Genomic DNA, 19,799 nt, shown 5'->3' on the forward strand with positions numbered 1-19,799 from the left:
TGAATTTCTTGTAGTGGGCGCGCTAGCTGACGAATTTCCCTGGGTAGGTGGGAAATTGTCCTACAACAATCATAGGCTCGACGAAGAAGAATATTTTTCTCTGTTGGCTTGCTGTTCAGATCATTTGCAGATAAAAAATCTGCACAACGATAAAAAACAGGATTATTTGTCTCATGCGTAAATTGGATCGCACCGACATCGGCATTCTGAACAGCCTTCAGGAAAACGCCCGCATCACCAATGCCGATCTCGCCCGTTCGGTCAATCTATCGCCGACGCCGTGCTTCAACCGCGTCCGGGCCATGGAAGAGTTGGGAGTGATCCGTGAGCAGGTCACGCTGCTGGATGCCGATCTGCTGGGGTTGCACGTCAACGTGTTTATCCATGTCAGCCTGGAGAAGCAGGTGGAAGAGGCGCTGCAGCATTTCGAAGAGGCTATTTCCGACCGGCCGGAGGTGATGGAGTGCTACCTGATGGCGGGCGATCCGGATTATTTGATTCGCGTGTTGGTGCCGACTATCCAGTCGCTGGAGCGGTTCATGATGGACTTTTTGACCAAGGTCCCGGGCGTGGCGAACATTCGCTCCAGCTTTGCCCTCAAGCAGGTGCGCTACAAGACCGCGCTGCCGTTGCCGGCGAATGGGTTGACGCTGGGGACCTGAGTCACCCCACATTGGATATGGGGTGATCTTAGAGCTGGTTGATCGGAATCTTCAGGTAAGTCACGCCATTGCCCTCGGCCGGCGGCAAGTGTCCCGCTCGCACATTCACTTGGATCGCCGGCAACAGCAGCGTCGGCATCCCCAGGGTCTTGTCGCGCTGGGTCCGCATGGCCACGAACTCGGCTTCATCAATGCCATCGCGCACATGGATATTGCGCTGGCGCTGCTCACCCACCGTACTCATACACTGGGGCTCGCGTCCCTCCGGCGGATAGTCGTGGCACACGTACAGCCGCACGCCGGCAGGGAACGCCAGCAGCTTGCGGATCGAGGCGTAGAGCTGGTGGGCATTGCCGCCGGGGAAGTCACAGCGAGCGGTGCCCACGTCGGGCATGAACAGCGTGTCGCCCACCAGAATCACATCGCCATCGATCAAGTAGGCCATGTCCGCCGGGGTGTGGCCAGGCATGTGCAGTGCGGTGGCCTTGAGGTTGCCGATCAGGAAGGACTCGTCGGCCGCGAACAGATGGTCGAATTGCGAACCGTCGATGGCGAATTGCGGCTCCAGGTTGAACAGGGTCTTGAATACGTTCTGCACCTGGCCGATGGATTCGCCGATGGCGATTTTGCCGCCCAGTTCCCGGCGCAGGTAAGGCGCGGCGGAGAGATGATCGGCATGGGCGTGGGTTTCCAGCAGCCATTGCACCGTCAGTTGATGTTCGCGCACAAAAGCGATCACTCGATCCGCCTGTGCGGTGCCGCTGCGGCCCGAGGCAGGGTCGTAGTCGAGCACCGGGTCGACCACCGCGCATTGACCGCCATCGTCCTCGTAAACCACATAGGTGTAGGTCTTTGAAGCGGGATCGAGAAAGCTTTGAATCTGCGCGGGCATGACAGCGGACCTGTGCGGGAAGAAGCGGTTGCTACGCTTGAGGTTTACGACATATGGTCCGCAGCTTAGTGAGGACCAAGGCGTCCTGCAAATGCGATCGCACCTGCCAACAGGTGTGCGCGGCTTGAGAGAACCGGAATGTTACTGGCGAGTTTTTTTGGCGTGGTCATGGGCCTGGTCCTTGGCCTGACGGGCGCGGGCGGCGGGATTCTGGCCGTGCCGGCGTTGGTGTTGGGCCTGGGCTGGAGCATGACCCAGGCTGCTCCGGTGGCTTTGTTCGCGGTGGGCAGCGCGGCGGCGGTCGGCGCCATCGATGGGCTGCGCCATGGCCTGGCGCGTTATCGGGCGGCTTTATTGATTGCCTTGCTAGGCGCTGTGTTCTCGCCGGTGGGCATCTATTTTGCCCACCAGCTTCCGGAAAAAATCCTGATGATTCTGTTCAGCCTGCTGATGGTGCTGGTGGCGGCGCGCATGCTGCGTCGGGAAACCGCGCAGCCCGGTCCCAGCGATCATGGTGCCGCCAGTTGGGGCCAGAAGAATTGCATGCTCGATCGCCAGACTGGTCGCTTGGCCTGGACCGCTCGCTGCACCGCCACGCTGTCGGCATTGGGCGCGGTAACAGGCATGGTTTCGGGCCTGCTGGGCGTGGGCGGGGGGTTCCTGATCGTGCCGGCGTTCAAGCAACTCACCGACGTGCAGATGCGCGGGATCGTCGCCACCTCCTTGATGGTCATCAGCCTCATTTCGTTGATTGGTGTGGTGGGGGCGTTTCATGCTGGGGTGAGCATCGACCGGGTCGGGGCTGCGTTCATTGCGGCGAGCATCGTCGGGATGGTGCTCGGACGACGGTTTTCGGCGAAGGTGCCGGCGCGAGCGTTGCAGGTTGGGTTTGCCGGGGTGTGCCTGGGGGTGGCGGTGTTCATGCTGGTGCGGGCGTAGCGAGCGGGTCGGAGCTTTTGTGGCGAGGGGATTTATCCCCGCTCGGCTGCGAAGCAGACGCCAGGCTTGATAATGGATGGGCCTGCTTCGCAGGCCAGCGGGGATAAATCCCCTCGCCACAAGGGATCGTGTGCCACCTAGAGCGCTCGACACTGCATCGAAAACCCCAACGCCATCGACTGCCCTTGCTCCAGCAAGCGCAACCCCGGCCGTCCTGGCAGGTGATGGGCATTGACCGGGTGGCTCACCGGTTCGATGCAAAAAAAATCCAGACCCACGGGGCAGTACAACAGGAAATAGTCGCTGCCGCTGGCGCGGCATTCCAGTTCATAACCGAGGTCCGGTTGTTGGATCAGGCACTGACCATCCCAGCCACCGAAGCCGTTGTCGAGGAGGGTGTCCGGCAACAGCCGCGGTTGCTGGAAATCCCACTCCGAGGGAACGTCCCTCAGTTCCGTTGGCAGTTTCGCGGCGTCGCACATCCACACATCGCTGGCGCGGGTTTGCAGGCGAGTACCGGCGGTGCGTGGGAAATACGGATGCAATCCCAGCCCGTGCCACGCGGCTTGTTCGGCCATGTGCGTGACATGCAGGGCGATTTGCAATTGGCCGCCGCTCAACCGGATCCGCAGGCTGGCGCAATAGGCGAACGGTGTTTGGCTGTCGAGTTGCAGCAAGACTTCCTGGCCACTCTGTTCGGCCACTTGCCACGGTTGCTGCCAGGCGCTGCCATGGATTGGAAACGGATCGTTGGGGCTGTTGGCTTCCAGGGCGAGCCAGCCGTCCGGGCAATCGAAACCGCCTTGGGCGATGCGGTTCGACCAAGGGATCAGCGGGAAGCAGCCGAGCTTGCCTGGCAGGCCGTTTTCTACAGCGTTCGGCGCGGGCGGGCGCAACAAGGGGGCGCCGTTGCTGCGCAAGGTCCATTCAACGAGGCTGGCGCCCAGGTGTGGGGCCAGGGTGAGGCGGGTCAGTTCGTCTTCGAGGTGGAGGAGAGGTGGTGTCATGGCGGCGTCTGATAGGTTGGCAAAGCTGGAGGGGAATACGCCCAAGTGTGGCGAGGGGATTTATCCCCGCTGGGCTGCGAAGCAGCCCTAAAGGCTCCAATCTCGGTGTATCAGACAAATCGAGATGGCTGGTTTTGGGGCCGCTGCGCAGCCCAGCGGGGATAAATCCCCTCGCCACAAGGGGACCTATTGTTTTCTGTTACAACACCAAATGCGGCAGCCACAGCGAAATGGCAGGCACGTAGGTCACCAGCAGCAGGACCACGAACAGCATGGCGTAGAACGGCAGCAGGGCCTTGACGGTGCTTTCGATGCTGACCTTGCCGATGGCGGAACCGACGAACAACACCGCGCCCACCGGTGGCGTGATCAGGCCGATACCCAGGTTCACCAGCATGATCATGCCGAACTGCACCGGGTCCACGCCGATGCCGACGATGACCGGCATCAGGATCGGCGTCAGGATCAGGATCAGCGGCGCCATGTCCATCACGGTGCCCAACAGCAGCAACATCACGTTGATGCACATCAGGATCACATAGCGGTTGTCCGACAGGGTCAGGAACGCGGTGGTGATCTTCGCCGGGATTTCCATCAGCGTCATGATGTAGCCGAAGCTGGCGGCGAAGCCGATCAGGATCATCACGATAGAAATGGTGCGTACCGTGCGGTGCATCAGTTTCGGCAGCTCGCTCCACTTGTAGTCGCGATAGATGCACATGGTCACGAAGAACGCCCACACCACGGCGATCGCGGCCGATTCGGTGGCGGTGAACACACCCGAGAGGATGCCGCCCAGGATGATGAACAGGGTCATCATGCCCCACATGGCTTCCTTGCAGATCTTCAGCGCTTGCTTGAGCGGAATCACTTCGCCCTTGGGGTAATTGCGCTTTTTCGCGAAAACCAAGCACAGCGCCATCAGGCAGAGGTTCATCATGATGCCGGGAACGATGCCGGCCATGAACAGCGAACCGATCGACACGGTGCCGCCCGCGGCCAGCGAGTACAGCACGGCGTTATGGCTTGGCGGCGTCAGCAGCGCCTGCACCGAACCGCTCACGGTCACGGCCGTGGCGAACTCACGCGGATAGCCACGGCGCTCCATTTCAGGAATCAGTACCGAACCGACCGAGGCGGTGTCGGCGACCGAGGATCCGGAGATCGCGCCAAAGAAACTCGAGGCCACGAGATTGACCAGGGACAGGCCACCACGGACGAAACCGACCAGCACGCTGGCGAAGGCCACCAGCCGGCGGGACATGCCGCCCTCGGCCATGATGGCACCGGCCAGGACGAAGAAGGGAATGGCCAGCAGCGAGAATTTGTTCACCCCGCCGGTTATCTGAATCATCATGGCCTGGAACGGGATATCGATCCACCACGCCCCGATCAGGGCGGCAGCGCCCAGCGCGTAGGCGACCGGCATGCCGATCAGGATCAACAGCAAAAAACTGCCCAGCAGAATCAGAGCGTCCATTAAGCGGCACCTTCGTTTTCTTCAACCAGGTCGAACTGCACGACCCGGCGCTTGCTTTGGTCACCCAGCAAGAGTTTTTCCAGGACAAAAATCAGGGTCAGGAACCCACCAATCGGGATCGGCATGTAAGTGATGCCAACGCGCAGGGTCGGGATGGCGCTCATGAATTGGTTCCAGGTGGTCATGCACAGCTTGGCGCCCCAGACGGTCATGAAAATGCACACCGCCGCCATCAACAGCTGGGTGAACACCGAAGCCAGGGTCTGCAAGTGCGGGGGCATGCGGCTGGTGACCATGTCCACGGCCATGTGCGACCCGGAGCGGTAGCTGGCGGCGGCGCCGATGAAGGTGAAGACGATCATCAGCAAAATTGCGGTGGGCTCCGGCCAGCTTGAGCCAGTGCCGAGGACGTAGCGGGCGAACACGCCCCAGGGGATCATCAGCGCAACGGCGAGGACAGACAGGCCGGCGACCCAGATGCAAGTCATGTAAATCGTGTCGTTGATACGCAGCAGCAAATTCTTCATCGGGTTCCACCGTAACTGGGCGCGCCTTCAACCGCAGGCGCGCCCAGCCTTTTCATGAGTACAGATTGAGAGGCCTTACTGGACAGCTTCGATGCGCTTGATCAGGTCGGCGTACGGCGCACCGTATTTGGCCCGGACCGGCGCGGTGGCGTCGTAGAAAGGTTTCTTGTCGACCGTGATGAACTCGACGCCGGCGGCCTTGAGTTTTTCTTCACTGGCGGCGGACTTCTTGTCCCACAGTACGCGCTCTTCAGCCTGGGCAGCCTTGGCGGCTTTTTTCACCATGTCCTGCTGCTCTGGGGTGAGCTTGTTCCAGGTGATTTTCGACATCACGATCGGCTCAGGCAGGATCAGGTGACCGGTCAAGCTGTAGAACTTGGCGTTCTGGTAGTGGTTGTGCTCGAGCATGGTCGGCGGGTTGTTTTCCGCGCCGTCGATCACGCCGGTCTGCAAGGCGCTGAAGATCTCGCCAGTGTCCATCGCGATGCCGTTGCCGCCCATGGCGTTCATCATCTCGATGAACATCGGGTTGCCTTGGACGCGGATTTTCATGCCCTTGAGGTCGGCGGGTGTGCGCACCGGCTTCTTGGTGTAGAGGTTGCGGGTGCCGCCGTCCATCCACGCCAGGGCCACCAGGCCGAATTCGGAGTTGGTGATCCGGTCGAGGATCGCATCGCCGACTTCACCGTCGATGACAGCGCGCATGTGCGCCTGGTCGCGGAAGATGAATGGCATGTTGAAGACGTTCACGTCCGGCACCACAGGGCCGACGATGCCCAGGCTGACGCGGGACATCTGGATCGCGCCAGCTTGCATCTGCTCGATGACTTCTTTTTCAGAACCCAGTACACCGCCCGGGAAGTACTTGAACTTCAGTTCGCCCTTGCTCTCTGCTTCAAGAGCTTTACCCATGGATTCCTCCGCGACTACGGTTGGGTAGCCCTTGGGGTGGATGTCGGCGATCTTGATATCGAGGGCGTGAGCCGCCTGGGCCAGGAAGGCCAGGGGCAGGGCTGCGATCAGAAGCGTGCGTTTGAAATTCATGGTCAATCTCCAGTGTTGTTGTTTTTATGTCTATCGATGTGAAGCGGCAAAGCAGATCAGCTCGCGGAGTGTTTCCGTCCTCCGAAAGCAGGTTCGGCCAGGCCCTTGACGCCGGGGTTCAGCGCGAACACGCCACCGGCCAGGGATTGCGGATCGTTGTCGTCACCCGGACGAATCGAGGTCACGAAAAGGGTGTCCAGCTGGCTGCCGCCAAAGGCGCACATGGTCGGTTTTTTCACCGGTACTTCCAGGGAGCGGTCGAGACGTCCGTCCGGGGTGAAACGGTGAATCAGCCCGGCGTCGTTGGCGCAGATCCAATAGCAACCGTCGGCGTCCACCGCCGCGCCGTCCGGGCGACCGGCCAGGGGCATCATGTCGACGAACAGCCGCCGGTTGGACGGGGTGCCGCTGTCGATGTCGTAGTCGAAGGCCCAGATCTGCTGGATCAACGGGTGCGAATCAGAGAGGTACATCGTCCGTCCGTCCGGGCTGAAGCCCAGGCCGTTGGGCACGATGAAACCGCTCAGTTGCGCCTCGACCGGGCTGCGTTGCCCGGCTTCATGACGGTACATCCGGCCTTCGTCGGCGTTGGCGCCCATGTTCAGCACCATGCTGCCGGCCCAGAAACGGCCCTGGCGATCGCAGCGGCCATCGTTGAGGCGCATGTCGGCGCGGCTGTGTTCGACGCTGGCGCAGAGTTCACTGTCCAGGCTGCCGTCGTCATGGGGGTGCAGGCGGAAGAAACCGCTCTCCATGCCCGCGACCCAACCGCCGTCCTGGTGACGGGCGATACAGGCGAGCATTTCGGGCGCTTCCCAGCCCTGGATTTTCCCGCTGCTGGCATTCCAGCGTTGCAGGCCGCCGCTGGGGATGTTCACCCAATACAGGGCGTTTTCCTCGGGGACCCACACCGGGCTTTCCCCGACGGCGTTGCGTGCATCGACAATCAATTCGGCTTGCATGGCGATTCCTTGGTTGGTTCGTATCCCATGAACAACAGGCGAATCAGTCGTCGAACGGGCCGGCCGCCACAAAGGCGCCACCCTGGTAGATCATGGCCGGGTCATCGGCGGCCGGCATTGGCTGCGCCTCGACCTTGGCGCGGAAGATTTCCGACGTGTCCTTGGGCTTGTAGCCCAGGTGCGCGGCGTGGCTGTTGTCCCACCAGACATCACGGTTGGCGGAGACGCCGTAGACGATGGTGTGGCCGACTTTCGGGGTGTAGAGCGAGCATTCGATCAGTTGAGTGAGATCGTCGAAGCTCAGCCAGGTGCTCATCATCCGGCGGTTCTGCGGTTCAGGGAACGACGAACCGATGCGGATGCTCACGGTCTCGATGCCGTAGCGATCGAAATAGAAATTGGCGACGTCTTCGCCGTAGGACTTGGACAGGCCGTAGTTGCCATCCGGACGACGAAGGCAATGGGCGTCGAGGGTTTCGTCCTGTTTGTAGAAACCGATGACGTGGTTGGAGCTGGCGAAGATCACGCGTTTGACGCCGTGCTTACGAGCGGCTTCGTAGATGTGGAACACGCCGCTGATGTTGGGCCCGAGAATTTCTTCGAATGGACGTTCAACCGATACCCCGCCGAAATGCAGGATGGCATCGACACCTTCAACCAGTTGATGCACGGCCTGCTTATCAGCCAGGTCGCACGGCACCACTTCCTCGCTTTCGTCGATGGCCGGCGCCATGTTCGCGATGTCCGACAGGCGAATGTGACGGGCATAAGGCTTGAGGCGTTCGCGCAAGACTTTGCCAAGGCCGCCGGCGGCGCCGGTCAAGAGCAGGCGATTGAAGGGGTGGCGAATCTGTGTCGTGGTCATGGCATTACCTGAGCAAACAGTGAGAGGTACAGTTGTTATAAGTTGTCGTACGACCGAGAGGGAATATCCTTATCCTTCCGCTACCTTGTCAACGTTTGATCGACGAACCGCTCTAGGTCGGCATCCTTGCCGGGCTCGCCATGGCGCTGGCAGGCGCACATGGCAAGGGTTCCATGGGGTGTTACAGGAGCGAGATCGGATAGCTGATGAAGATGCGGTTCTCGTCGAATTCGTTGGTGCTGAAGTCGCGACGAATCGATGCGTTACGCCATTTCACGTTGAGACTTTTCAACGCACCGCTCTGCACGGTGTAGGCCAGTTCGGTTTCACGGCCCCATTCCTTGCCGTCATCGACGGTGGCGGTGTGCACGTTGTCACCGCTGATGTAGCGGTTCATCAGGGTCAGGCCCGGCACGCCGACAGCAGCGAAGTTGAAGTCATGGCGCACTTGCCAGGATTTTTCCTTGGCGTTGTCGTAGCTGGAGTTGTAGCTGTCGTTCGCCAGGGTGCCGCCGCTGGTGCCGTTGACGCGCATCCAGGCATCGTCGCCGCCGACTTTCTGCAGGCCGACGTAGAAGGTGTTGCCGCCGTATTTGGCGGAAAGCATGGCGAACGCGGTTTTGTTGTCGAGGTCGCCGGCCAGCGCGCTGCCGTCTTCCTTGCCGGTGAAGTAACCAAGGTTGGCGCCCAGGGTCCAGTCGCCGATCGGCTGGCTGTGGGTCAGGTTGAAATACTGCTGCTGGTAGATGTCGGACAGTTCCGCGTACCAGACGCCGACCTGGGTGCGTTTTTCGTTGAAGGCGTATTCACCGCCGCCGAAGTTGAAACGGTCGGAGGTGAAGGCGCCACGGCCGTTCATCGACATGTCTTCCATGCTCGCGTCGTTGCGCGGGCTGTTGGCGCGGAACTGGCCGCCGTAGAGGCTCAGGCCGTTGATTTCGGTCGAAGTGACCTGGCCGCCACGGAAAGTCTGGGGCAGGGAACGACCGTCGTCGGAGCGCAGGATCGGCAGCACCGGCATCCACTCGCCGACCTTCAGTTCGGTCTTCGAGACCTTGGCCTTCAGGGCGACGCCCAGGCGACCGAAGTCATCGGCGGGGCGGCCATCGTCGTGCACCGGCAACAACTGGGTGCCCGTCGTGCCTCGACCACCGTCGAGCTTGATCGAGTAGGTCCCCAGCACGTCCACGCCGAAACCGACCACGCCTTGGGTGAAGCCGGACTTCGCGTCGAGGATGAAGCTCTGGGTCCATTCTTCGGCTTTGCCTTGGGCGGCGTTGTCGTTGGTGAAGTTGCGGTTGAAGTAGGCGTTGCGCAGGTTCAGCGTGGCCTTGGCATCATCGACGAAGCCTGCGGCACTGGCCGTCAACGGCAGGAATGCCGCCAGGCTGGTGCAGCCGAGCAAGGTCAATACAGGTGTGGAACGGAGAAGGGTACGGCGGCTGGAACGGGTATTGGACGGAAAACGGGCACGTGTGCTCACTCTGGCGCTCCTACTTTTTGTTGTTTTTATTTGTCATACGTCGTCGTACAACATGCCGGAGATTATTTGTTGGTCGCTGTCCGTTGTCAACTGGCCATTATCGGAATTATCCAAGTCGAGAGTGCTTCAAAATGAGGCGTATCAAAGGTTATCGGTCTGCGGAATCCAGACCGGAGGCCGTTGCGCCGCGCCATTCGCGTGTTGGCAAATGGCGGGGCGCAGGGCTAGGTTGTGCGATGACCGGTCTAAGACATTAGTCGAATGGTTGGGATGGACAATGTCCTTCGTGGCGAGGGAGCTTGCTCCCGCTGGATTTTGTAGGAACTATGCAGCCGAGCGGGAGCAAGCTCCCTGGCCACGAATCCCCTCGGTGTTCTTTCAATGTAGGTGAATGCTAGTCTTGGCCAACGCTGTCGCCAGGGAGCCCTCATGGGCAATCACAAGATCGAGATTCGTCGCAGTAACGTCGAAAAAATTCTGTTGGCCGCCGAGAAGGTCTTCGCCGAAAAGGGCTTCGGCAGTACCGCCATGGCGGACATCGCCGCTGAAGCGCAATTGCCACGGTCCAATCTGCACTACTACTTCAGCACCAAGAACGAGTTGTACAGCGCCGTGCTGTTCGACTTGCTGGACGTCTGGAAGCAGGATGCCTTGTGCTTCGAGATGTTCGACGACCCACGTGTCGTGCTCAGCAGCTATATCCGCGCCAAGATGAACCACTCCCGCAGTCGGCCCCATGGCTCGAAGATCTGGGCCAACGAAGTGATCCACGGTGCGCCGACCCTGGGGCAAGCGCTGGATGCCAGCCTCTACGACTGGGCCAAGATGAAGGAAGCGAAGATCCGCCAGTGGGTGGAAGACAAACGCATCCTGCCGGTGGAACCGTCCAGCCTGCTCTACATGATCTGGGCGTCGACCCAGCACTACGCCGACTTCGACCATCAGATCAACATCCTCAACGACCACCAGCCGCTGTCCGACATGCAATTCGAACGGGCGGTGCAGACGGTCACCAGCGTGATCTTGCGGGGGATAGGGTTGCAGCCTTGAGGGCTTTGTCATTGACTGTCGAGCGGGGTCAACCTCAACCACGGAGGCTCTCGATATGGACCTGGCCGAGCAATACCGCAACTACATCGCCTGCCTGAACGCTCGTCGCTGGCAGGACCTGGGCAGCTTCGTCGACGACAACGTGCAATACAACGGCAAACCGGTGGGGCTGGCAGGCTATCGGGCGATGCTGGAAAACGATGTGAGCACCATCACCGACTTGCGTTTCAATATCGATTTGTTGGTCGTCGAACCGCCGAATGTCGCGAGTCGCTTGCTGTTCGATTGCTCGCCCCGAGGACGATTCCTGGGGCTGGAGACCCACGGCCGGCGGATTCGATTTTCCGAGAACGTGTTTTATACCTTCGAAGGCGGAAAAATCGTTCGGGTGTGGTCGGTGATCGACAAGGCAGCGGTGGAGGCTGCGCTGCAACGCGAAGGCCCTTGCGAAGAAGGGCCTTGAGCGAAAACCGTTTGGGAGCGAGCCTGCTCGCGAAGGCGGTGTGGCCATCAGCGAATGTGTAAATGGTTCGGTTGCTTTCGCGAGCAGGCTCGCTCCCATAGTGATGGCTTCAGCTATCGAGCTTTTATTCCTTGAGGAACGTCAGCAGGTCCTGGTTGAGGCGATCCTTGTGCGTCTCGGTCAGGCCGTGCGGCGCGCCAGGGTAGACGATCAATCGAGCGCCCTTGATCAAGGCTGCCGAGGCCCGGCCCGCGGCGTCGATGGGCACGATCTGGTCGTCGTCGCCGTGAATCACCAGCGTCGGCACGTCGAACTTCTTCAGGTCGCCGCGGAAGTCGGTCGCCGAGAACGCCGCGATCGAGTCATAGGTGTTCTTGGCGCCGCCCTGCATGCCTTGCGCCCAGAACGACTGGATCAAGCCCTGGGACGGCTTGGCGCCCTTGCGGTTGTAGCCGTAGAACGGGCCGGAAGCGATGTCCAGGTACAGTTGCGAACGGTTTTCCTCAGAGGCTTTGCGCAATCCGTCGAACACCGCAATCGGCAAGCCGCCAGGGTTGGTGTCGGTCTTGAGCATCAGCGGCGGGACCGAGGACACCAGCACGGCTTTCTTGACCCGGCTGGTGCCGTGGCGACCGATATAGCGAGCCACTTCGCCGCCCCCTGTCGAGAACCCGACCAAGGTCACGTCCTTCAGGTCCAGCGCCTCGATGACCGCTGCCAGGTCGTCGGCGTAGTGATCCATGTCGTTGCCTTCCCACGGCTGGCTGGAGCGGCCATGACCGCGACGGTCGTGGGCAATGACGCGATAGCCCTTGGCGGCGAGAAACATCATCTGTCCTTCCCAGCTGTCGGAGTCCAGCGGCCAGCCGTGGCTGAAGGTGACGACCTGACCGTTGCGCGGGCCCCAATCCTTGTAATAGAGCTGCACGCCATCCTTGGTGGTGATGTAGCTGGCGGACTGCACAACGCTGCCGACCGCGGTGGCGCTGGCGCCGGCCTGGACGGGGGTAGCGGCTTCTGCGCCGAGGGTGGCCAAGGCCAGGATGGCGACAGCGAAGGTGCGGTTGAATGTGTTCATCGTTTCTCTCTCCATAAGGGACGGTTTGATCTGTCGGGATCGTTGTCGATCGCGTTGGTGGGCAGATTAGAGAGAGCGAAGCGCAACGAGAACGGCGCTGGCATCGATAACAACTATAGGGATATCGGATACCAGCGTTTTTGATCGTGGCGAAGCTTGCCCCCGTTCGGCCCTGTAGGAGCTGGCGAAGCCTGCGATCTTTGTAGATCTTTCGCTTGAGCAATCAACCAAACGACGGCATAGGCCCCAGCGAGTTGAGGATCCAGGTGACCGCAGCGACGGCAACGAGCACCGCTGCCAGCAAACCGATGAACAGCCACTTGACGACTTTCAGCCACTTCGGCGGACCGGCGCTCGGGGCGAAGGTTTCCACCGCGTGACTCATGGCTTCGGCGCAAAAGGGGCACTCGCCGTTGTCCTCGAGAATCAGGGTGCCGCAGTGATCACAATTCTTCATGTCGTACCAAGGCTCGGAAACGTTTGTCCAGCGGCGAACCGTCGCCGCACCTGATGCTCAGTATTTATAGACGATGCCCAGCCTGCCCATGATTTCCATGGCATTGACCAGGCCCAAGCCGTTCATGGGCAGGCAGGCAAACGCCTGGCACTCGTCGAAATGCGTGCCGATGGCCAGCAGCTTCAAATCGTGGGTTTCCAGTCGCGCATTGAAATACTGCAGCAGCGCCCGTTCCCAATCGTTGGCGCGGTTGACCGCATCGACGGTTTTGCTGTCAGGCGTGGGGACTTCGATGCCCAGTTCCCGAAGTGGGGCGAGGGCGTTGATGGCGTGGACGCCTGACAGCGCCCACTCCTTCCATTCGAACTCAGCCAACCGATGGGCGTCGGCCAGTGCCGATCGCAGTTGCGTCCAGGCCCAGTCCCACTGACCGTTGGGGGCGGGCATGTTTTCGATCAGCGCTTGGGCAAGCGCCTCGTCGAACAGGCAATCGAACAGGTCTGCCAGCGTGTCGGCCGGATCCGGTCCAGGCCCCTGATCCTGGGTGTCCAGGTCATGGCTCAAACGCTGCCAAAGACTGGCCAGTTCCGTCCAGTCGTCTTCATCCATGTCGTCATCGATCACCTGCGCCTTATGGCCGCGGTGATAGTTGTCCAGCCGCGTCTTGTGAACCTGGACAGCGCCCTCGGCGACGCTCACTTCGTAGCTGCTGTGGTCCAGGTAGCTGGTCTGGAAGACGATGCGGTCAGCAAAGAGGTCATGCACGAGGCTTTCCTCGGCATCGAAATAAGCCGCGCCTTCGAGCGTGCCGTGGGCAGTGATGATGCGTTGCAGCGACAGGGGATCGATGGCGTTCAGGGGCATTTATTTCACGCTCTGTACATGCATGTCGATGGAAGTCCCGTCGTGCTTGTCGGTACTGGCGTGGTAGAAGAACCCGTAGTCGACCAAATAGTAATAATGATTGGCGGGAAGGAGTCTTTTACTCGGAAGCTGTTCCTGGCAACTCATGGCCTTGGCCTGGCCGCTCAGGGCCGGGTTCAGTTGCTTGGCCGGCAATTCGCGGTCGATGCGACAGTCGAAGACTCTCGGCTCCGTACCCAAAGTGCCGATGAGGCTGCTGGTGTTACTGCCTTGTCGGGTGTAACCCAGTTCGCTGCCGACCGGCATGTGTCGCCAATCGCCACGAAAGCTCAAGCTGTCGATGACCACGGTGTTTCTCGACATCGTGGCCTGTTCCACGCCGGAAAGCATCAACAGGCCACGCCAGGTGATCTTGCGACCGTTGAGGTGTTCGCTTTTGTGAATGAAGCGCAACTGACGGGTGTCCGGGTCAGTGGACAGAAAGTATTCGGTACGTTCCGGCCTGCTTTCCTTGGGGAAGTTGACGGTGCCGGCCAGTTCCATGTAGGTCAGCGTCTTGATCGGCGCGGGCATGTCGAGTTGCTCGATGGTTTTCAAGACGTCCGGGTTGATGACCGGGTTACCATCGGCCCTCATCGGTACGGTGCGGAACTTGAATGTCGGCGTATTGACAGGTTTTGTCTGCGTCTGTTGGCTGGCGCAAGCGGCCAATGCCAGGAAGGTGATACCAAGGATAAGACGTTGCACGGGTGACTCCGATAAGTCCATTTTTGAGGGAGGCTGGCAGGTCGTTGACGATCTATCGCAGGCGAGTTACTGCTCAGTGGAAACGGTCAAGTCCGGATCGGCTTCAGCCGCCATCTTCAATCGATCCGCTTTGCTGATGTACTTGTCCTTGCTCTTGGGGGCCAGTTTGGCGCTGGCCTTCTTTGCGTTGGCCTTGAGCAGTTGGTTGATTTTTTTGCGGCGGTTCATGTCGTTCCACTTGGGTTTGAGAGGCAGACGCGATTTAACGCTCGGTTGCCGGCATTTTCAAGAAACGCTGTTCATGATCCGCATTCGGCAGCAGGCAAACGTCGTATTTGCCAAACAGTCGATAACGATTCAGCGCAATGTGATCGTAGACCCAGTCTCGAAGTGCGCGCGGCAAGAGGCGCAATACATTCACCGCGTGCCAGCGACCGGGCAATTGCGAAACCACTTCGAAAAACGCGTCCGAGCGCTCCCACAGTTGCTGGTCGCGGATCACCGCCATGGTATCGAACTGGTTCACTGGCAAACCCGCCCATGCGAGCAAGGCCTGGCCTTCAGGCGATTGCACCGCCGCCAGCCGCACCCGTCGCTGCCTATCATGGCGTATCAGGAACTTCGCCCAGCCGTTGCAAAGCTTGCACACGCCGTCGAACAGGACCACCGTTTCGCCTGGCTTGAGCAGCGGCGCGGGGGAAGGTCGGGTTCTTGAGGCTGGCATACGAGTGGTCCTGGGACTTGGTTAGGTTGGGATCATACAGACTGTCAGGGTGTGTTTGCCTTCTGAAGGCTACCGCCGTGGGCAATTTGAGTGCGGGAGACAGGAAGCGAGTAACTGCTGTGTTACGTTCTGTATCATTGTCTGATGGTATTCCGAATGCCAGAAAATCGCACCCTCTTCCATACCGCTCTAATCTGCCGCTTTCCAATCCCTTCAGCTCATTTGGCCGATTTTTTGCAGTCCTCAAGTAGCGATTCCCTTGAGACTCACCCCAATGATCCGGCCCTCGTCACGCTTTGATAACGCCCATGGTCGCCACCTGTTCCCTGCAGGTGGTTCGGCTCGCGCGTTGCCAAGTGGCGCCATGAAGGTCTTTCTTCGTCGGTCCGTCTCGCCATCTCCCGTTGTTCTCCAACGACTTCCGGCTTGCGTTGCCGCCAAGCAGAACGGTTTCTGGCAAATAGTCAGCTGACCCTTTCCCGTGCGTTTGACGCGTCCTGTGCCATGCCTGCTCCAGCGGGCGTGCCGCCTGTCTTTATCCGCTGAGCCGTTGGCAAGCTGTTGTTGCGCTTGCCGGGGAAGCTGCACCCGGAAGAACGTTGATGAACACTGAAACCGCAATCCTGCTGGTCGATCTACAAAAAGAAGATCAATTCGCGCTCCCGCGATTTGAGCAAGTGATCAAGAACGCCGCATCGGTCATCGATGCCGCTCGTAGCCTGAACATTCCGTTGTTCTACACGCGGCATATCAATGATGCCCATGGCCGCGACTTGATGCTGGGTGAGCCGGTCGATGAACTGGGCCGGCCCACCACCTATCTGGCGGGCACCGCCGCTGTGGAGATTCTCGATGAGCTTGCGCCCCAGGCGGGCGATGTCGTGATCGACAAGCATCGCTACAGCGCTTTCCATGGCACTCGGCTGGCCCAGATGCTCGGCCGCAGGGGCATCAAGCACTTGGTGGTCATGGGCGTGCTGACCGATGTGTGCGTCATGACCAGCGTGTTCGATGCGTATCAGCGCGACTTCCAAGTCACTGTCGTGGCCGACGCCTGCACGGCGACCACCGCTGCCGCCCACTACTCGTCGTTGCTGATTCTTTCCAACTGGATCTACGGGCTGGAGATTTTCTCTGCGCAGCAGTTGCTGCGACGTTGGCAAAACCAGCCAGCGGTCTCGCTCCGCACCGCGACGCCCGACCATCTCGCCTTCCTGCCAGAAGCGTTCGTAGAAGCCATCAAGCATCTCGAAAGCCGTCTCGTCAACGATCGCTAATCGGAGAGAACAACCATGAAAGTTGAAAACAGAAGCATTGATTTCATCCCCGAAGACGAACGCTATGGCGAGCCTCGCTCGTTGTTCTTCGTATGGTTTGGCGCCAACGCCAACATCACCACGGTCGCCGCCGGCGTATTGCCGATCAGCCTGGGCCTCAATCTGTTCTGGAGCGTGCTCTCGATCCTTGTCGGTTCCATGATCGGCGCGGTCTTCATGGCCTCGCATTCCGCGCAAGGGCCGCGGTTGGGCATTCCGCAGATGATCCAGAGTCGCGCGCAATTCGGGGTGTTTGGCGCCATTGTCCCGCTGCTGTTCGTGATGTTGATCTACCTGGGCTTTTTCGTCAGCAACACGCTGTTGGCGGCCCAGGCCGTTGCGACGGCAAGCCCGTTCAGCAACGAAGTGAACATCATCCTGCTCGGCGTGGTGTGCTTCCTGGTGGCCTTGGTCGGCTACCGGTTCATCCATCGTTTCCAGAAGATCCTTTCGCTGGTGTCCATCGCGGTCTTCGGTTTCGCCACCGTCCTGTCCCTTGCGTTGCCCATCGAACCCGGACAGTGGACACCGCAAGGGTTCAGCCTGGTGAGTTTCCTGGCCTCGGTGAGCATTTCGGTGACTTGGCAACTGTCCTATGCGCCTTACGTTGCCGATTACTCGCGTTACCTACCAACCCGCACGTCCACCCGCCAGGTGTTTTGGTACAGTTATTTGGGAACGGTCATCGGCGGCAGCTGGATGATGGTGCTGGGCGCAATGCTGGCCAAGGGCGTGGCCGGGTTCTCGGATAATGTTGGCTTGAACCTGGTCGGGCTCATGGGGGGAGGGACGTTGTTGATGTTCGGCTTCGTGCTGTACGGGCAGGTCGCGATCAACGTGTTCAACCTGTACGGCGCGTTCATGTCGACCGTGACGGTGGTCGAGCCCTATGCGCAACTCAAGGTCACGCCGCTTGTACGCGCGGGGTTCATGTTGGTCATCTGCGCCGCCGCGACCGGTTTGTGCACGCTGGCCCAGAATGACTTTTTGCAGTTCTTCCTGAACTTCATTTTCTTCATGAGCTACTTCCTGATCCCGTGGACGGCGATCAACCTCGTGGACTACTACGCCTTGCGCAAAGGTGTCTATCGGATCGCGGACATCTTCGAACCGGACGGTATCTATGGTCGGGTGAACTGGATCGCGGTCAGTGTATTCCTGATCACCATCGTGCTTGAAATCCCGTTCATGAGTACCTCGTTGTACACCGGTCCGGTTGCCAGTGCCTTGCAAGGGATCGATCTTGCCTGGGTCGTCGGCTTGCTGATTCCCGCCGGTGCCTATTACGGCTTGATGAGCCGCTATAGATGCGCAGTGACAGCGCCTGTCGAGACTTGACGGCGAGCGATGATGCCTGGGGAGTCGAACGGATCGATCGCCCAAGGCAGCATCAGCGTACCCGACTGCGACTCTGCACCGACAGGTCCAGGGCTTTCTGCATGTCCAGCCGCGCCGAGCGGCCCACATCCTTGTCGTTGAGCTGGTAATTGCGCTCCGACGGCAGGATGGGCGCGGTGAGGTCTTCGCCGTCCATTCGTTCGAAATCATGGTTGTCTCCGATGGTCATGGCGCTGCGCCGCAGGAGCATGCGCAGCTGTTCTGGCTGAAGTTCTGGATTGATCGACAGCATCGCCGCCAGCAGGCCCGTGACCATCGGCGTGGCGTAGGACGTGCCGCAATGCACCGCACCGTCCTCGCCGGCATTGACCGTCGAGGCGTGGGTGCAGGCGGCCGCGGTGATGTCGACGCGCATGTCGATGTTCGAGGAGCTGCGCTTGACCGCGTAGCCGGGGTCGTCGACGGCGACTCCGGCCCGTTCGTTGCGCTGGTGCCCGCCGACCACCAGCAACTGCTCGGTGATGAACGAGGAGGGCAGGCGGTATTCGTCGGTGCCCGAAAAGGACGAGCCGTTGCCGGCGGAGTTCACCACCACCACGTCGGGATGTTCCTTGCGCAGCCACAGGAAAAATTCCTCCAGCAATTCTTCGTAGCCGCCCATGGCGATGCCCGAACGCAGCAGCGAATCCACGTCATCGCCTTTCACATCTTTCGCCCCCACGCGGTGAATGCCCCAGCTCCAATTGAGCACGCGCACGCCGTCCTCGACGAGGTTCACCGAAGCGGCGATGTTGGCGGTGATCCCCGCGTCGGAATTGCGTTCGACGATGATCTCGAAGCCACCGCTGGCCTTGTCCAGGCCCCGGAGAAAACCGCTGTTGCCGCCCTCGTTCCAGCGCGCCGCGAGGATCCCGGCCACGGTCGTGCCGTGGTTGTCCGGCTTGTCCGCATCGCGGGCGTAGACGCAGGTGCGCGGCACCGAGCAGGGGCCGAGGTAATCGGCAAAATCCGCCGTGTCGAAATCCACGTCGCGCTCGATCAGGCCGATGCGCATTGGTTGCGGTCGGATCGGCGACTGCTGTCCGGGGATGCGCCGCTGGTAGTAATGCACCGCGTCGAGAAAGCGATTGGCCGCCCACTCATCCGAGTCCTGGGCCGGTTTTTTCGGCTCGTCAGGCTGGGCGGGCGCTTGCTCGGCCTCTTCCGCCCCTGACTCCTCGATCACCACCGCATCGACGCTGGTCTCGCTGCCCAGGCGCAGCACCAACGCATCGCGATGCACCAGATCCTTGGCCGGTAGGCGCAGTTGATACACGTTCAGCGGCGCTATGCTGCCGACCACCTTCGCGCCATATTTGCCGGCAAGCCGCTCAGCCTCCTGGCGGCCATCGTGACTTTCCTCGATCAGCACGCTGACCAGATCCACATAGGTGGTCAGGCCGTCCATGTTCTTCGCCACCTCGTTCGGCCCAGCGGCGAGCACGTGGCTGTTGCCCATGGTCAGCCAAACGGCATTGCTCAGGCGTGGGCCGTCGGCCAGCCAGAGCGGACCGCTGTGGTAATCGGCGCTGTCCAGGCGCAAGCGCAGGCTTTGTCCTTCACGCTGGATGCTGTGGGCAGGAATCGTTTTCTCGCCCAGTTGCAGTTGTGGCGTTGCGTCACCCAGCCCACGTGCGGTCAGGCACCATTCCTGACGCTGGCGTTCGAGCAAGTCGCCGCAGCGCTTCAGGCTTTCCAGGCGCAACGGTTCTTGCGCGGAGGCGGTCGTGCTGGCTGTCCAGATCAGGAATGAGGCGAGGGCGGCGGATCGTAAGCGCATGGGTGGAGTTCTTTGCTGGGGTTTGCTGTTCCGACCGCTGCGTCGATGGCTTCGTTCAGGCGTCCCTATCGAGCGTCATCGA

The 19,799-nt window shown here is 60.5% G+C and carries 21 protein-coding genes; 6 read left to right on the top strand and 15 right to left on the bottom strand.

Features of this window, described 5'->3' with window-relative positions; genetic code table 11:
* Positions 1 to 173: 173 nt before the first annotated feature.
* Positions 174 to 662, top strand: a complete 489-nt coding sequence (gene bkdR / locus KSS97_RS11425; RefSeq protein WP_003202929.1) for a Bkd operon transcriptional regulator BkdR — start codon at positions 174 to 176, stop codon at positions 660 to 662.
* A gap of 28 nt (positions 663 to 690) precedes the next feature.
* Here bkdR and KSS97_RS11430 read toward each other — a convergent pair whose 3' ends face one another.
* Positions 691 to 1,554, bottom strand: coding sequence for an MBL fold metallo-hydrolase (locus KSS97_RS11430; RefSeq protein ID WP_217861664.1), 864 nt, complete (start codon positions 1,552 to 1,554; stop codon positions 691 to 693).
* A gap of 138 nt (positions 1,555 to 1,692) precedes the next feature.
* On the opposite strand from KSS97_RS11430, the gene KSS97_RS11435 reads away from it, so the two are divergent.
* A complete protein-coding gene (locus KSS97_RS11435) occupies positions 1,693 to 2,493 on the top strand; it encodes a sulfite exporter TauE/SafE family protein (protein ID WP_217861665.1) in 801 nt (266 codons plus the stop codon).
* A gap of 137 nt (positions 2,494 to 2,630) precedes the next feature.
* Here the strand turns inward: KSS97_RS11435 and KSS97_RS11440 are convergent, their stop codons facing one another.
* The 7 genes from KSS97_RS11440 to KSS97_RS11470 form a co-directional block, all read right to left on the bottom strand.
* Positions 2,631 to 3,500: an aldose 1-epimerase gene (locus KSS97_RS11440; RefSeq protein WP_217861666.1), complete on the bottom strand. Its 870-nt coding sequence runs from the start codon at positions 3,498 to 3,500 to the stop codon at positions 2,631 to 2,633.
* Between the two features lie 199 nt (positions 3,501 to 3,699).
* The gene (locus KSS97_RS11445) at positions 3,700 to 4,980 is read right to left on the bottom strand and encodes a TRAP transporter large permease (protein WP_030141242.1); all 1,281 of its coding nucleotides are present in this window, start codon (positions 4,978 to 4,980) and stop codon (positions 3,700 to 3,702) included.
* Positions 4,980 to 5,507, bottom strand: a complete 528-nt coding sequence (locus tag KSS97_RS11450; protein WP_030141243.1) for a TRAP transporter small permease — start codon at positions 5,505 to 5,507, stop codon at positions 4,980 to 4,982. Before KSS97_RS11450 ends, KSS97_RS11445 begins: the two co-directional genes overlap by 1 nt.
* Before the next feature lie 75 nt (positions 5,508 to 5,582).
* On the bottom strand, positions 5,583 to 6,551 hold the full coding sequence (locus tag KSS97_RS11455; protein ID WP_030141244.1) for a TRAP transporter substrate-binding protein: 969 nt from the start codon (positions 6,549 to 6,551) through the stop codon (positions 5,583 to 5,585).
* Positions 6,552 to 6,607: 56 nt separating this feature from the next.
* Positions 6,608 to 7,513, bottom strand: a complete 906-nt coding sequence (locus tag KSS97_RS11460; RefSeq protein ID WP_217861667.1) for an SMP-30/gluconolactonase/LRE family protein — start codon at positions 7,511 to 7,513, stop codon at positions 6,608 to 6,610.
* A gap of 43 nt (positions 7,514 to 7,556) precedes the next feature.
* Positions 7,557 to 8,378: an NAD-dependent epimerase/dehydratase family protein gene (locus tag KSS97_RS11465; protein ID WP_198797975.1), complete on the bottom strand. Its 822-nt coding sequence runs from the start codon at positions 8,376 to 8,378 to the stop codon at positions 7,557 to 7,559.
* Positions 8,379 to 8,559: 181 nt separating this feature from the next.
* Entirely contained in the window at positions 8,560 to 9,789 is a 1,230-nt protein-coding gene (locus tag KSS97_RS11470; RefSeq protein ID WP_407684496.1) for an OprD family porin, read from the bottom strand.
* Between the two features lie 501 nt (positions 9,790 to 10,290).
* Here KSS97_RS11470 and KSS97_RS11475 point away from each other — a divergent pair.
* Together KSS97_RS11475 and KSS97_RS11480 are read left to right on the top strand one after the other, a co-directional pair.
* Complete coding sequence (locus KSS97_RS11475; protein ID WP_030142287.1) at positions 10,291 to 10,911, top strand: TetR/AcrR family transcriptional regulator; 621 nt, start codon at positions 10,291 to 10,293, stop codon at positions 10,909 to 10,911.
* Positions 10,912 to 10,966: 55 nt separating this feature from the next.
* Positions 10,967 to 11,374, top strand: a complete 408-nt coding sequence (locus KSS97_RS11480) for an ester cyclase (RefSeq protein WP_217861669.1) — start codon at positions 10,967 to 10,969, stop codon at positions 11,372 to 11,374.
* Between the two features lie 124 nt (positions 11,375 to 11,498).
* Here KSS97_RS11480 and KSS97_RS11485 read toward each other — a convergent pair whose 3' ends face one another.
* From KSS97_RS11485 to KSS97_RS11510, 6 genes are all read right to left on the bottom strand, one after another.
* Positions 11,499 to 12,452: an alpha/beta fold hydrolase gene (locus tag KSS97_RS11485; protein WP_030142280.1), complete on the bottom strand. Its 954-nt coding sequence runs from the start codon at positions 12,450 to 12,452 to the stop codon at positions 11,499 to 11,501.
* A gap of 223 nt (positions 12,453 to 12,675) precedes the next feature.
* Complete coding sequence (locus tag KSS97_RS11490) at positions 12,676 to 12,909, bottom strand: hypothetical protein (RefSeq protein ID WP_030142279.1); 234 nt, start codon at positions 12,907 to 12,909, stop codon at positions 12,676 to 12,678.
* Positions 12,910 to 12,966: 57 nt separating this feature from the next.
* A complete protein-coding gene (locus KSS97_RS11495) occupies positions 12,967 to 13,773 on the bottom strand; it encodes a DUF6630 family protein (RefSeq protein WP_217861670.1) in 807 nt (268 codons plus the stop codon).
* Positions 13,774 to 14,520, bottom strand: coding sequence for a hypothetical protein (locus KSS97_RS11500; protein WP_217861671.1), 747 nt, complete (start codon positions 14,518 to 14,520; stop codon positions 13,774 to 13,776).
* 66 nt (positions 14,521 to 14,586) lie between these two features.
* A complete protein-coding gene (locus tag KSS97_RS11505; protein ID WP_080628626.1) occupies positions 14,587 to 14,748 on the bottom strand; it encodes a DUF2986 domain-containing protein in 162 nt (53 codons plus the stop codon).
* 34 nt (positions 14,749 to 14,782) lie between these two features.
* On the bottom strand, positions 14,783 to 15,244 hold the full coding sequence (locus KSS97_RS11510; protein WP_217861672.1) for a thiol-disulfide oxidoreductase DCC family protein: 462 nt from the start codon (positions 15,242 to 15,244) through the stop codon (positions 14,783 to 14,785).
* 602 nt (positions 15,245 to 15,846) lie between these two features.
* On the opposite strand from KSS97_RS11510, the gene KSS97_RS11515 reads away from it, so the two are divergent.
* Complete coding sequence (locus KSS97_RS11515) at positions 15,847 to 16,521, top strand: cysteine hydrolase family protein (protein ID WP_217861673.1); 675 nt, start codon at positions 15,847 to 15,849, stop codon at positions 16,519 to 16,521.
* A 15-nt stretch (positions 16,522 to 16,536) separates the two neighbouring features.
* On the top strand, positions 16,537 to 17,898 hold the full coding sequence (locus KSS97_RS11520) for a purine-cytosine permease family protein (protein ID WP_030142273.1): 1,362 nt from the start codon (positions 16,537 to 16,539) through the stop codon (positions 17,896 to 17,898).
* A gap of 52 nt (positions 17,899 to 17,950) precedes the next feature.
* On the opposite strand, the gene KSS97_RS11525 is transcribed toward KSS97_RS11520, so the two are convergent.
* Positions 17,951 to 19,717 carry a S8/S53 family peptidase gene (locus KSS97_RS11525; RefSeq protein ID WP_217861674.1) on the bottom strand — a complete coding sequence of 589 codons (1,767 nt, stop codon included), beginning with the start codon at positions 19,715 to 19,717 and terminating at the stop codon, positions 17,951 to 17,953.
* Between the last annotated feature and the right edge of the window lie 82 nt (positions 19,718 to 19,799).

The sequence above is a fragment of the Pseudomonas alvandae genome (genome assembly GCF_019141525.1).
GTDB lineage: Bacteria > Pseudomonadota > Gammaproteobacteria > Pseudomonadales > Pseudomonadaceae > Aquipseudomonas > Aquipseudomonas alvandae.

Bases quoted from the DNA above. Each gene is read 5' to 3' on its own strand.
- KSS97_RS11480 (WP_217861669.1), top strand. From the start codon at position 10,967: ATGGACCTGGCCGAGCAATACCGCAACTACATCGCCTGCCTGAACGCT.
- KSS97_RS11440 (WP_217861666.1), bottom strand. From the start codon at position 3,500: ATGACACCACCTCTCCTCCACCTCGAAGACGAACTGACCCGCCTCACC.
- KSS97_RS11445 (WP_030141242.1), bottom strand. From the start codon at position 4,980: ATGGACGCTCTGATTCTGCTGGGCAGTTTTTTGCTGTTGATCCTGATC.
- KSS97_RS11460 (WP_217861667.1), bottom strand. From the start codon at position 7,513: ATGCAAGCCGAATTGATTGTCGATGCACGCAACGCCGTCGGGGAAAGC.
- KSS97_RS11495 (WP_217861670.1), bottom strand. From the start codon at position 13,773: ATGCCCCTGAACGCCATCGATCCCCTGTCGCTGCAACGCATCATCACT.
- KSS97_RS11515 (WP_217861673.1), top strand. From the start codon at position 15,847: ATGAACACTGAAACCGCAATCCTGCTGGTCGATCTACAAAAAGAAGAT.
- KSS97_RS11525 (WP_217861674.1), bottom strand. From the start codon at position 19,717: ATGCGCTTACGATCCGCCGCCCTCGCCTCATTCCTGATCTGGACAGCC.
- KSS97_RS11520 (WP_030142273.1), top strand. From the start codon at position 16,537: ATGAAAGTTGAAAACAGAAGCATTGATTTCATCCCCGAAGACGAACGC.
- KSS97_RS11475 (WP_030142287.1), top strand. From the start codon at position 10,291: ATGGGCAATCACAAGATCGAGATTCGTCGCAGTAACGTCGAAAAAATT.
- bkdR (WP_003202929.1), top strand. From the start codon at position 174: ATGCGTAAATTGGATCGCACCGACATCGGCATTCTGAACAGCCTTCAG.
- KSS97_RS11490 (WP_030142279.1), bottom strand. From the start codon at position 12,909: ATGAAGAATTGTGATCACTGCGGCACCCTGATTCTCGAGGACAACGGC.
- KSS97_RS11450 (WP_030141243.1), bottom strand. From the start codon at position 5,507: ATGAAGAATTTGCTGCTGCGTATCAACGACACGATTTACATGACTTGC.
- KSS97_RS11485 (WP_030142280.1), bottom strand. From the start codon at position 12,452: ATGAACACATTCAACCGCACCTTCGCTGTCGCCATCCTGGCCTTGGCC.
- KSS97_RS11435 (WP_217861665.1), top strand. From the start codon at position 1,693: ATGTTACTGGCGAGTTTTTTTGGCGTGGTCATGGGCCTGGTCCTTGGC.
- KSS97_RS11465 (WP_198797975.1), bottom strand. From the start codon at position 8,378: ATGACCACGACACAGATTCGCCACCCCTTCAATCGCCTGCTCTTGACC.
- KSS97_RS11455 (WP_030141244.1), bottom strand. From the start codon at position 6,551: ATGAATTTCAAACGCACGCTTCTGATCGCAGCCCTGCCCCTGGCCTTC.
- KSS97_RS11510 (WP_217861672.1), bottom strand. From the start codon at position 15,244: ATGCCAGCCTCAAGAACCCGACCTTCCCCCGCGCCGCTGCTCAAGCCA.
- KSS97_RS11505 (WP_080628626.1), bottom strand. From the start codon at position 14,748: ATGAACCGCCGCAAAAAAATCAACCAACTGCTCAAGGCCAACGCAAAG.
- KSS97_RS11430 (WP_217861664.1), bottom strand. From the start codon at position 1,554: ATGCCCGCGCAGATTCAAAGCTTTCTCGATCCCGCTTCAAAGACCTAC.